The 11702-nt window shown below is 61.0% G+C and carries 13 protein-coding genes and 1 pseudogene; 7 read left to right on the forward strand and 7 right to left on the reverse strand.

What is annotated here, in order from left to right; genetic code table 11:
- A pseudogene (locus CKO23_RS27005) lies at positions 1 to 124 on the forward strand (IS1595 family transposase); the annotation flags it as partial.
- Between the two features lie 569 nt (positions 125 to 693).
- Here CKO23_RS27005 and CKO23_RS22345 read toward each other — a convergent pair.
- Together CKO23_RS22345 and CKO23_RS22350 are read right to left on the reverse strand one after the other, a co-directional pair.
- Positions 694 to 975, reverse strand: a complete 282-nt coding sequence (locus CKO23_RS22345; RefSeq protein ID WP_200335294.1) for a type II toxin-antitoxin system YafQ family toxin — start codon at positions 973 to 975, stop codon at positions 694 to 696.
- Entirely contained in the window at positions 962 to 1225 is a 264-nt protein-coding gene (locus CKO23_RS22350) for a type II toxin-antitoxin system RelB/DinJ family antitoxin (protein WP_200335313.1), read from the reverse strand. Before CKO23_RS22350 ends, CKO23_RS22345 begins: the two co-directional genes overlap by 14 nt.
- 548 nt (positions 1226 to 1773) lie before the next feature.
- Between CKO23_RS22350 and CKO23_RS22355 the strand changes: the two genes are divergently transcribed.
- From CKO23_RS22355 to CKO23_RS22370, 4 genes are all read left to right on the forward strand, one after another.
- Positions 1774 to 2379, forward strand: coding sequence for a recombinase family protein (locus CKO23_RS22355; protein WP_093038310.1), 606 nt, complete (start codon positions 1774 to 1776; stop codon positions 2377 to 2379).
- On the forward strand, positions 2369 to 5323 hold the full coding sequence (locus CKO23_RS22360) for a Tn3 family transposase (RefSeq protein ID WP_200335296.1): 2955 nt from the start codon (positions 2369 to 2371) through the stop codon (positions 5321 to 5323). The genes CKO23_RS22355 and CKO23_RS22360 overlap by 11 nt, the downstream gene beginning before the upstream one ends.
- 98 nt (positions 5324 to 5421) lie before the next feature.
- Positions 5422 to 5892 carry a hypothetical protein gene (locus CKO23_RS22365; RefSeq protein WP_200335298.1) on the forward strand — a complete coding sequence of 157 codons (471 nt, stop codon included), beginning with the start codon at positions 5422 to 5424 and terminating at the stop codon, positions 5890 to 5892.
- A 383-nt stretch (positions 5893 to 6275) separates the two neighbouring features.
- Positions 6276 to 7319: a replication initiator protein A gene (locus tag CKO23_RS22370; RefSeq protein WP_200335300.1), complete on the forward strand. Its 1044-nt coding sequence runs from the start codon at positions 6276 to 6278 to the stop codon at positions 7317 to 7319.
- Between the two features lie 111 nt (positions 7320 to 7430).
- Here the strand turns inward: CKO23_RS22370 and CKO23_RS22375 are convergent, their stop codons facing one another.
- The 5 genes from CKO23_RS22375 to CKO23_RS22395 all read right to left on the reverse strand — a co-directional run bounded on the left by CKO23_RS22375 (position 7431) and on the right by CKO23_RS22395 (position 10544).
- The gene (locus CKO23_RS22375) at positions 7431 to 7763 is read right to left on the reverse strand and encodes a ribbon-helix-helix domain-containing protein (protein WP_200335302.1); all 333 of its coding nucleotides are present in this window, start codon (positions 7761 to 7763) and stop codon (positions 7431 to 7433) included.
- The gene (gene parA, locus CKO23_RS22380; RefSeq protein WP_200335304.1) at positions 7760 to 8410 is read right to left on the reverse strand and encodes a ParA family partition ATPase; all 651 of its coding nucleotides are present in this window, start codon (positions 8408 to 8410) and stop codon (positions 7760 to 7762) included. The genes CKO23_RS22375 and parA overlap by 4 nt, the downstream gene beginning before the upstream one ends.
- Positions 8411 to 8684: 274 nt before the next feature.
- A complete protein-coding gene (locus tag CKO23_RS22385; RefSeq protein WP_200335306.1) occupies positions 8685 to 9929 on the reverse strand; it encodes a HipA domain-containing protein in 1245 nt (414 codons plus the stop codon).
- Complete coding sequence (locus tag CKO23_RS22390; RefSeq protein ID WP_200335308.1) at positions 9926 to 10228, reverse strand: helix-turn-helix domain-containing protein; 303 nt, start codon at positions 10226 to 10228, stop codon at positions 9926 to 9928. The genes CKO23_RS22385 and CKO23_RS22390 overlap by 4 nt, the downstream gene beginning before the upstream one ends.
- 91 nt (positions 10229 to 10319) lie before the next feature.
- Positions 10320 to 10544: a hypothetical protein gene (locus CKO23_RS22395; protein ID WP_200335310.1), complete on the reverse strand. Its 225-nt coding sequence runs from the start codon at positions 10542 to 10544 to the stop codon at positions 10320 to 10322.
- Between the two features lie 260 nt (positions 10545 to 10804).
- On the opposite strand from CKO23_RS22395, the gene CKO23_RS22400 reads away from it, so the two are divergent.
- Both CKO23_RS22400 and CKO23_RS22405 read left to right on the forward strand, forming a co-directional pair.
- On the forward strand, positions 10805 to 10969 hold the full coding sequence (locus CKO23_RS22400) for a hypothetical protein (RefSeq protein WP_200335311.1): 165 nt from the start codon (positions 10805 to 10807) through the stop codon (positions 10967 to 10969).
- Between the two features lie 37 nt (positions 10970 to 11006).
- Positions 11007 to 11510: a TrfB-related DNA-binding protein gene (locus CKO23_RS22405; RefSeq protein ID WP_242482662.1), complete on the forward strand. Its 504-nt coding sequence runs from the start codon at positions 11007 to 11009 to the stop codon at positions 11508 to 11510.
- Positions 11511 to 11702 lie beyond the last annotated feature (192 nt).

Consider the following 11702-nt stretch of genomic DNA (forward strand, 5'->3'; position numbering starts at 1 on the left):
TGCCAGCTACCTGAACGAGTTCGTGTTCCGCTTCAACCGCCGGCGGTCCCGCAGCCGTGGGATGGTGTTCTACCGGGTACTCGAACTCGCGATTGCGAACGAGCCTGTGCGCTACAAGGAACTCGCACTGACCCAGCGACCCCGAACAGTACTCCCCACCCCGCCGAGGGCAAATGGCCACCCGCCAAGCCTCGACCTCCCTCCCGCAAACCGTCCGTGGAGGAACTCCGGTTAAGTGGAGAGCCCAGAGTCCTCTAATGTTGAGGCCCGGCCCCCCGGAGTATGAGGTTACCTCGGTTTTTCGTCTTGGGGTAGACTCAACAGTCGTGTCTTATAATTCGTATGTAACTGTTACGAAGCGGTAACCAACTGTATCCGCAGCGGAAGATTGGAGTAACTGTTTCCTACCAGCTCAAGAGGGGCCGGGCGTCGCGGGAGACGGCGAAACAAACTAACCGATCTACAGCCGACGCATGCGGACTGCAAAACGCGGAGAGCAGAAAGTCTGGCCTCTGGAGGGAGTGACCCGTCAAGACCGCAATCTGGCCAATCGGCAGCCACAAGCGACCACTCGCTCAGACTCGCTGAGCGGTCATTGGGAGCCGGTTGAACCAGATGCGTCCTCGTGCGCTTGGCGATCGATCAATCCCGGTACAATTCGTCACCAGCCCGTGGCATGAATTGCGCTGCTGCTTACAGGCCAAGCTTGCTATGCGAGCCGAGTCGGACAAGCTGCAAGACGGCTTCATCCGGTTTGCGGTAGATCAACACAAGGTCCGGCTTGACATGGCAATCCCTGTGATCGCGCCATTCGCCGCCAAGAGCGTGATCGCGGTGACGCGACTCAAGCATCTGATCGCAGGCCAGCGCCTTCAAGATAGGAATCAGCTCAACATCGAGCGTGGCTCGGTGCTGCCCCTTGGCCTCGCGCTTATAGTCGCACTTGAACTGACTGGTGCGCTCAATCCTTCGCATGCAAGTCGGCCATCAGCGCCTCTACGCTGTCGACGCTCTTGAGGCCCCCTGCACGCGCCTCTCGCATAGCCGCAATGGTGGTCTCGTTCGGTACCAGAGGCTCGAATGGCAGCGCCTTATCGTGCGCCACGCGCGTCAGCAAGATGCGAAAAGCATCGGACACCGTTAGACCCATGGCGGCCAGGACAGCACTCGCCTCCTCTTTGACTTGCGCATCGATCCGGGCGCGGACAACAGCATTCGTAGGCATCATGTAATCCCCTCTACTCTTGAGCTACATCGTAGCTCAGAACCGCTTCGGTTGCTCGTTCGCCGTTGTTGACGTGCCAGGGATGAACGGCGATGCGGGGGCGCGCTCGGTACTGTGCGCTCGAGTCTCTGGTCTTCGACAGGATCGGGCACTTGCCCCGAAGAGCTCTGCGCAAAGGACTCGACCCGCGCGTCAATCAGATGTGTCAGAGGGGTGATATCTGGGCTGGCTATATGCCGCTTGCGCACGTAAGCGACCGCTTCCCCGCTCGAACCGGTCGCGCTGCAGCAAGGATGAGTCTCCGCTCTTAGCCGACTTCCGTTCGGCCCTATGCGAGGGGCGCGTTTCCGCTGATGGGACGAGGCTGACATTCAATGCGAGTGACTGGCAAGCCGCGCTCCCCAGGGTCATCATGTCGGAAAACATCTGTTTTCCGACAGTCCTCGAAGAACCTCGCGAAAAGCGCGCTTCGGGGCGCTTCGAGTCAACGGAAAACCCTGTCGTAATGAGGTAGCATACGGAAACCCCGATTTCGTGGTTTTCCGCTCATGCTCGTCGGCTACATGCGCGTTTCTTCCGACTCTGACCGGCAGAGTACCGACCTGCAGCGCGATGCGCTCTTGTCGGCGGGCGTCGATGCCCGGAATCTCTTCGAGGATCATGCCTCTGGGGCCAGGGATGACCGGCCTGGCCTGACCAAGGCGTTGGACTTCGTGCAGGCGGGTGATGTGCTGGTCGTCTGGAAGCTGGATCGCCTGGGGCGGTCGCTCTCGCACCTCCTGACCATCATCGACTCGCTCAAGGACAAGCAGGTCGCCTTTCGCTCGCTGACGGAAGGCATGGATACCACCAAGGCGTCCGGTGAGCTGCTGTTCCACGTCTTCGGGGCACTCGCTCAGTACGAACGGGCCTTGACCCAGGAACGGGTCATGGCGGGACTGGCTGCTGCCAAGCGCCGTGGTCGCACCGGTGGACGGCCACCGGTCATCGTCGACGAGAAGCTCGACGCCATTCTGGCGGCGCTGAATGGCGGGATGTCCAAGGCGGCCGTATGCCGTAATTTTGGCGTCAAGCGCTCCACCCTGATCGACACCCTAGCTCGCATTGGCTGGTCCGGCCCGAGTCCACCTGGAACCGAGCCGCATGCTGGATGATGCGCCACGCGGCCAAGATCATTGGCATCTCACACCCGATGAGCAACGACTGGTTGAAGCCAAGCGCCGGGCCAGTCAGCTCGGCTTCGCCGTGCTCTTGGTCTTCTTCCGTGAGCGCGGCCGGTTTCCACGTGACACGGCCGAAGTCGATGCACAGGCGATCCGCGCACTGAGCGAGCAGCTCGATCTACCGCTTCCCGCAGATGAGGACGCGTTCCTCACTGACCGCACGGCCGAGCGGCTGCGCGCCGAGATTAGGAGCCGCTTTGGCTTCCGCGAAGCCACGGTCGCCGACGCGGACGACCTGACGAGCTGGCTGTGCGATCAGGTCATCGGCGCGATCGGCAGCGAGATTGTGCCACTGATCGAGCGCCTGGAAGTACGCTGCCGCGAGCTCGCCCTCGAGCCACCGACCATCGAGCGCATGGAGCGCATCGCCCGATCGGCGGTGCGCGCCTACGACGACCGCTTTCACGCGCGTACGCTCGATCGGCTCTCGTCTGCGACACGCAAGCGGCTGGACGCCTTGTTGAGTCCAGAGGAGACCGACGAAGCCGCTACCGATGACGAGGCCGGCCGCCAGCCCCCGGCACTCTTGTTGAAGCTGCTCGGCAACCCCGGCCGCCCCAGTCTTGCCAGCCTACAAGACGAGTTGGCCAAGTTGGACCTCCTGCGAGGAATCGCGCTTCCCCTGGATCTGTTCGACGACGCGGTGCCGCGCGACCTGGAGCGCTGCCGTCGCCGTGTCTCCGTGGAGGCCCCCTTTGAGCTGCGCCGACACCCGGAGGCCTCCCGGCTGACCTGGCTCGCCGCGTTCGTGCATCTGCGCGTGCGCACGTTGACCGATGACCTCGTCGATCTGCTGATCGAGACCATCCACACGATTGGGGCACGCGCGGAGCGCAAGGTCGAGCGCGAGCTGCTCGAGGACCTCAAGCGCGTCACGGGCAAGCAGAACCTGCTGTTCGCCCTCGCCGAAGCGACGCTGGCCGAGCCGGATGGCGTCGTGCGGGACGTCGTCTTTCCCGTGGTCGGCGAACAGACGCTGCAGGACTTGGTGAAGGAGTGGAAGGCCACCGGACCGACCTACCGTCTCACCCTGCGCGCGGTGATCCGCAACTCCTACCGTGGGCACTACCGGCGTATGGTGCCCCGGTTACTGGCCGCGCTCGACTTCCGCTCCAACAACGACCGTCACCGTCCGGTGATGGAGGCGCTCGAGCTGGTCAAGCGCTTTGCCGAGAGCAAGGTCCGGATCTTTCCGCCCGAGGAGGACGTTCCACTCGATGGCGTCGTGCGGGGCCTGTGGCGCGAAGCGGTGGAGGAGCAGGACGCTGCCGGCGAGGATCGCGTCAACCGCATCACCTATGAGATCGCCGTGCTGGAGGCGCTGCGCGAGCGTTTGCGCTGCAAGGAGATCTGGGTGGTCGGGGCCGACCGCTACCGCAATCCGGACGAGGACCTACCGGCCGACTTCGAACGCAACCGCGAACACTATTACCAGGCGCTGGAGCTGCCGTTGGACGCCGAGCGGTTCGTCACCGACCTGCGGGCCGAGATGCACGCGGCCCTGAGTACCCTGGATGCCGGATTGACGAAGAACCCGGCCGTTCGACTCACCACCAAGAAGGGCGGTGGCTGGATCACCCTGACACCCTTGGATGCACAACCAGATCCGCCCAACCTGACCGCCCTCAAGGCCGAGCTCAACGCCACCTGGCCGATGACGAGCCTGCTCGATATGGTCAAGGAAACGGATCTTCGGCTCGGCTTCACGGATGTGCTCAAGAGTCCGACCGCCTACGAGACCCTGGAGCGTGCGGTCTTGCAGCCACGCTTGCTGCTGTGCCTGCACGGGATGGGCACCAATGCCGGCTTGCAGCGGATGGCGAATCTGGATTCGGGAACGACGGCCAAGGACCTGGCCTATGTGCGCCGACGCTACCTCAACGTCGAGGCCATGCGCCGGGCCATTGCCATCATCGCCAATGGGACCCTGTATTCCCGTAATCCGGCCATTTGGGGAGATGGGACGACGGCCTGCGCCTCGGATTCCAAGCATTTTGGCGCCTGGGATCAGAACCTGACGACCCAGTGGCACGTCCGCTATGGCGGGCGTGGTGTCATGATCTACTGGCACGTCGAGCGTAAGTCGCTATGCATTCATAGTCAGCTGAAGTCGCCGTCGTCCTCCGAGGTGGCCTCGATGATCGAGGGCGTCCTCCACCACTGTACCGAGATGGAGGTCGACCGCCAGTACGTCGATTCGCACGGTCAGAGCACGGTCGCCTTCGCCTTCTGCCGCCTGCTCGGGTTCGAACTGCTGCCTCGGCTGAAGGCCATCCACGCGCAGAAGCTGTACCGGCCTGAAACCGGCAAGGCCGATGCCTACAAGGATCTTCAACTGATTCTGACCCGACCGATCGACTGGGAGCTGATCCGACAACAGTACGACCAGATGATCAAATACACGACGGCACTGCGCTTGGGGACCGCCGAGACCGAGGCGATCCTGCGACGCTTTACCCGGCAGAACGTGCAGCACCCGACCTACAAGGCATTGGCCGAGCTTGGAAAGGCCATCAAGACCATCTTTCTGTGCCGCTACCTGCACTCCGAGGCTCTGCGGCGCGAGATCAACGAGGGACTCAACGTCGTCGAGGCCTGGAACGGCGCGACCGATTTCGTCTTCTTCGCCCGGCGCGGCGAGATGGTGAGCAACCGTCGTGAGGACCATGAGCTCAGCATGCTCGCGCTCCATCTGATCCAGAACTGCATGGTCTACATCAACACCCTGATGATCCAAACCGTGCTGGCGAGGCCGCATTGGCAGGAACGGCTCACCCCTCGCGACTATGCGGCGCTGACGCCGCTGATCTGGGAGCACGTCAACCCGTACGGCCGCTTCGAGTTGGACATGAGCACTCGCCTGGCCTTGCCTTGAGAGAAGTGGCGGCTGGTGACACGACTGTTGGGTCTACCCCTGGTTTTGTCCGCCAACTGGAGCGCCTGGTGCACTCATCGAACTGGCCGGATGGCTGGATGGCTGATATTCATCAGCGCTGGCGTGACCTCGCTTTCAGCGAGTGTGTAGAGCGCTATCTACAGGTGATGCTCGGGTATGGCTTACCGCGGCCACTGCCGGTGGGACTGCGCACGCTGATCGGTCACCTGCTCGATGACTTCGCACTTGGACAGTGCATGCAGCTGTTCGTCGAAAGTGCGCGTGAGATGGATTGGGATGAGCGCAAGCGGTCCGAACAAGAGATTGGCGAGTGCTTCGTGAGACGCTGTCAGCGTAAAGCCGATCAGTCAGGTGGCAAGGGCGTGGCGAGCTTCGTGGAGGACCACCCGCCGTTCTTTGCGCGCGCTCAGGTGAGCTACGTCCTCCATGATCTGTTCCTCAAGCATGGCGATGAGGGGCGCTGGCAGACGGTGGTTCCACCGTTGGATCGTGGCTGGGACCCGGTGTGGTTTAGCGGCAGCTTCGAGCAGGGAAGCGGCAGTCGGTGAAAGAGACTCCCTGGTGTGTGTGTTCAGGTACGCGATGACCGGAAACAGAGGTGGTGCAGCGTGTTAATTTCCTCTGACTGCGCCTCAGTTAGGGTGCTAGATCGTAGGGTCTGATGGGGCATTAAGGGGAATAAGGGACTGATCGTACAAAGTTATCCACAGGTCGTGTTGGTGTTAAATATGTGTTAGATAATGTGTTAAGGGTGAGGATAACGGCTTTAAGCCTATGTAATACATGGTTTTAAAATGGTGCTTGGTAACTAAAACCACGAATTTCGGTAACTAAAACCACGAATTTCGGTAACTAAAACCACGAACCGGCCATAGGGTAACTGATAACACGAACCTTGACTTCGGGTAACTGATAACACGAATATCTAGTCATGGTAACTGATGACACGAACAGCCTGGCCCCCCTCCTCCCGGAGCGGCATCCGCAGCATGATCTGTTCATCTGCGATGTGGCGGATGCAGTGCTTAAGGATGTCATGGCGCACATGGAGCATCCCTTCTACTCGCTGTCTAAGAAGCCGGAAACGGCAGTTCGGCGCTATGAACACAACGGAAATTGGTTGGAGATCACCCCGAGCGTTAAAGGCCTAGCTACGATCTACGACAAGGACATCCTGATCTACTGCATCTCGCAGATCATGGCGAAGCTAAAACAGGGAAAACCAGTCTCACAACAGGTAAGGATCAATTCACGCGAGCTTCTGATTTTTGTCAATCGGGGCACAAGTGGGCGGGACTATACCGCCTTGGTGGAAGCGCTCGACCGGCTGGAAGGAACCCGCATCCGCACGAATATCATGACTGGCGATGAGGAGCAGATAAACGGTTTCGGGCTGATCGACACCTCTTCGATTAGGCGAAAGCAGGGAATGGACGGACGCTTGCTTTGGTGCGAGGTTAAGCTCTCGGACTGGGTCTTCAACGCAATCCGCGCGCAAGAGGTCTTGACGCTACACCGGGATTATTTCCGGCTGCGCAAACCCATCGAGCGGCGCATCTACGAGATCGCCCGCAAGCATTGCGGACAGCAAGAGGAATGGCGTGTTGGCCTGATCAACTTGTTGAAAAAGACTGGATCACAAAGCCCGCTCAAACGCTTCCGGCAGATGATCAAACACCTTGCGACCCACGACCACCTTCCAGACTACAGCGTGTCGTTCAATGCCGAAAACGACATTGTGACCTTCCGTAATCGAGGCTCCATGACGCCCCACCTCCCCGCTCCCTGGGACGGACGGCTTCAGACCGAGTCCTACGACGAGGCGCGGGCCGTCGCGCCGGGTTGGGATGTCTACCATCTCGAGTCAGAGTGGCGAGCCTGGCTCGGCGAGAACGAGATCGAGCCAAAGTATCCGACCCGGCACTTCGTCAAATTTTGTAAAAGCTGGTATGAAAAGCGTGGTCCGGCGCGATAAAGACAACATGCAAGCATGATGTCATGGCCGCTTGATGAAGTGCTTGCATGTTGATATCTTAGGCGGAGTCTTTATGCTGACATGCCATTTTGCATGCATGACAGCATATGGTCATGCGATATGCGGCTTGCCATACTTCTTGAACAAATCATTCAAGGCTTCGGTTAGCAGCGCTTGAATAGTTGTGTCTTCTGAAGCGGCCATGACTTTGAGCTGTTTTAAAACTTCCGGTTCGAAATAACCGGTGAGCGCCTTCTTGCCCTGTCGGCTGGGCGGGAGTGCTGTCTTGGCCTGCGACACAGGTACGGGTTCCGCCTTCTTCTCACGCACGGGGGCCGTCTGCCGCGAAGACGAATGCGCGGGCTGCTCTACATCCTCTGCTCGTGCGTTAGGGCGCTTGTCAAATTGGCTCAACGCCGCTGAGAGATTGCCTTTTCTGGTCACGCTTTACGCCTCTTACTTTTTTCTGCTGTCATGTTTGCATGTTGACATGCCGCCTTGAACAGCGCATTAACTTCTTCGGCCGCCTTGCCATCCCGTTCATACTCTATGACGGTCTGCCCAACCGTTAGGGAGTGCACGAAGGCCGCCCTGTGCGCTATCACCACGGAGGCCACCTCTAGCCCATAACCGCGAATCGCATCAGCCGCTTCATCCGCAAGATGACCACGCGGGGGAGCCGCATTAATTACCGCTAGAGCTGGTGTTCGCGCCAAATCCGCCAGCTCCTTCGTGGAGACCATAGCGCGCAAGTCCAGAATCGCAGGACGGCAAGGAATCAGGATAAGGTCCGCCATCCGTGCGGCGGCGAGAGCGTCACGCTCGGAGTGAGGCGCGGTATCAATGATGCTGAGCGCCGCTCCATTCTCTTTCGCAGCGGCAAGGACCTCCTCAAGCTGAGAAGCATGGGTAGAGATCACAACAGGAGATTCGCCATCACGGCTCTTCGACCACGCTTTGGCGCTAGCCTGTGGATCGAGGTCGATAATCACAGTGGGCCGCCCGGCACGCTCGGACGCTACGGCTAGATTCAAAGCTAGCGTTGTTTTCCCCGTCCCACCCTTCTGGGACACTATAGCTATGGTTTGCATGTTTGCACGTCGTCTTTACGTCATGGTTACATGATAACATGTTTGCATGTTGCCAAAATAACGCAAGAGAAATTTCGCCGATGCGCTTGAGGCCGAAGGGTAGGTTGTGTCCATCTACAGCGCCGTACCACGCGGCGTGCCGGCCCGCCGAGGGGGCTGCTCGGGATAGCTGCAATTTCTTATCACTTCGCGGCCTTGCTAAAGATCGGCAGCGCTCTCAGTGGAGGGTCCGCGGCTGCGGCAACTGAAGCACCCCTAGCGGCCACTGGCCAGCTCACCGACTCCGCGATCTCGTCCTCGCCGCCGTCCGCTCCAGGACCTGCTCGGCTGCCGCATGACTGAAGGCCCCGGCCATCCGCTTGATCTCATCCCCGCGTAGCCCGTTGCGCTTGGCCAGGTCCTGCCAGGACTCCAAGGCTTTTCGTAGGGCGCCCAGGGCGTGCGTCTGCATCGCTGTGTTCACCCCGAAGTAATCCGCCAGGTCGAGGCACAGCTGAAGCGATGGCCGTCGCTGCTCGCCATCGAACGAGAGCGCATGGCGGCGCCGCTCCAGGTCCTGGCGATCGGGATTGAGGTCATAGGCGGGCGAGAGCCGCCAGCCTTGGGGCTTGCGCAGGAAGCCGTGATTGCGCAGATGATCGTCGGTGTTGCCGCACACCGCGTTAAAGGTCATCCGCCGCCACAGCTCGACCAAGTCGAGCTTGGGCTGGGTCGAGGTCGCCTTGATGACATCGGCCAGCTCCAGGTAACTCGCGGTGTCCGCCGTCTGTTCGTCACGCGCGGCCAGGGTCATGGCCGAGGCGAAGGGGAGCCGTCCCTCTTGTTGTCGATCAAACCGCTCTACCAGCAGCACCGGCCGCTCGCCGTCCGCGTTGAGCAGCCGATGCTTGGCCACGCGCAATCCCGCCGTCCGCGCGAGATCCAGCATGGTCGCTTCCCAGGCCCCAATCCGCTCGGTATCGAGTCTGGATTGGAACTTGGCGATATAGAGCTTTCCTTGGTCCTCGATCGCCGCCTTGGGATGAGCGCCGCCGAGCGACGAGCCCGGTTGGGCGAGGAGGGCGAGGTCGGCGTCGGTCTGGTCCCCGTGCTCCAGGCGCTCGATGGCCGCCTCCAACGCCTGGAGGTGGACCAGCTTCGGAACGTCCGTCGTCGGAGACAGGAACGTGCCGGGGGCCTCCGCCCGACTCAGGCGCAAGGCGCCCATCCGCATGCTGTCGGAGACCCCCAGGAGGTAATCGCTCTCGTTCAAATGACGATCATGGACCCGGTCCTGAACGAGCCGCCCCCAGCGGTCCGGCGAGATGTCCTGAAAGGCTCCCCACAGCTTGGCGCTCTGAAACGGCATCCCCGGCATCCGCTCCAGGTCGGGATCCAGGGCGAAGCCCGCCCGACACCAGTCCTTGGTATAGGTGAACTGATAGCGCTCGGTCCCTCGCTGGCTGGTGAACACCTCCAGCTGGCCCACCAGCCGGCGCTCACCGAGCCAGTCCAAGGTGACAACAAGGGACGTGCTCACCGCACCCGGCCCTCGCGGATACGCTGCGGGAGCTGCTCCTCAAGCAGGTCGAGACCCAACGGGTCTTGCGTCCGGTCCACGAGGTCCGCAAGCGCGTCGAGCTTGCCGAGGATCATGAGGGCAGAGGCCCAGGCGCTGATCGCGACCTGGGGATTGCCCGCCTCAAGACGGTTGAGCGTCCCGCGCGAGACACCCATGCGCTCGGCCATCAGCTCGGTACTGATGCGCCGGCGCCGGCGGGCATCGCGGATGTCGGCGCCGAGCTTCTTGAGGGCGCGCTCGACTCGGATGGATTTCATCGGGTGCGCTCTCCGTAAAGACCATAAAACATTATATCGTTCTTTTTATGGAACGTTAAATGGTCGATAGGCATTGATGCGGTCCCTCCCTCTACTCGTCCTCCAACAGCTCAAGCAGTCCATACCGCACCATGACGTAGGCCAACGCGAGTGAGATCACCGTCATGATCCCTTTCGCCATCGAGGCGGCGCCCGCAGTGACGACGCCGGCAGCCAGCCGCGCGTCCACATCGAGGTGCCCGGTCCACCACCAGACGAGGAGGGCACCGAGGGTGAGCATCGCGGCGACGAGCCCGATATTGCGGGGATTTTGCATGACCACCTCCAATTTCCGGTTGTCTCGATCCGCCACCATGGTGGCTCATGGCGGCTATCTCAGCCTCGCACAGATTTCACTGAACTAATAACCCGATATGCGTCAGATCGCGCACGCTCGCGGCCTATTTTCCCGCCGTCCCTGCCGGAGACGACTCAGCGAAAGCATTAACAAGTATTGACACGCGAGCACGTTAAGGACATGATGAATCCATCGTACATAGCGGCCGGCGAAAGCCCGGCGCTCTTGGGGGAACCGCGATGCGTTACTGGACGATTCGGTATGAAGGGCGAGACCTGATGCGGGTCTGGGTGGGGTCGGCGCGACAGGCCCAGGAGTCCGCCGTGCGGACCTATCAGGGCGAGGGGCGGCGCGGGATGAACCTGGCCCGCCTAGAAGTCATCCTGCCCGATGCGTTTCACTGAAGACCAGTTCACAGCGCTGAGGTCGCGTCTCGGGCGGATGCGGCCGGCGACGATCGAGGCGGCTCGGGCGGTCCTGGTCGGCGGCCAAGACCAGGCGGAGGTGGGTCGCCAGTACGGACTGACACGCCAGCGCATCCACCAGATCGTTGCGCGCGTGGAGGCGGCGGCGGCTGGGGTGCCGAAAAGCTGGACCAAGGTCGAGTGTTGGCTTCCGCCCGAGGTTGCGGCCGAGGTCCAGTGCCTGGCGGAGCGGATCGCAAGCGATCCGAGCGACGCCGACGTGGTGGCTCATGCGCTGAATCAGTTATCGAACGAAAGAGAGATCAGTATGAAAATGCAACTCGATGTCCCGGCCGAATTCTTCGACCTTGCCGAGCGCTATGGCCTTGACGTTGAAGACATCCTGCGCGGCTTCATCGCAGATGCGTGCAGGCTCGATAGTCCCGTAGATAGCCCACGGGCCGATGGCTACTGCTCCAACGGTAGCGACGAAGAGATGCTCGCCGAAGACTATTTGGAGCGTGCTTACGGTCAGGATTGAAGACAACAAGAAAAGAACGGGAGACCATGATGGACAGCGACGCGACCCTGAACAGTCATCCTCTCACGGACATTCCGCACCCCGTGACAGCACCGATGTCGTATTTTTCAGCGGCATCGATTCAGCAGCACGGGGATGGGTGGATAAAGTGCTCCTCTGGTACCTTGAGCGCGCGTAAGAACGCCTGCTGGG

This window comes from Thiocystis violacea, assembly GCF_016583565.1.
Taxonomy (GTDB): domain Bacteria; phylum Pseudomonadota; class Gammaproteobacteria; order Chromatiales; family Chromatiaceae; genus Thiorhodococcus; species Thiorhodococcus violaceus_A.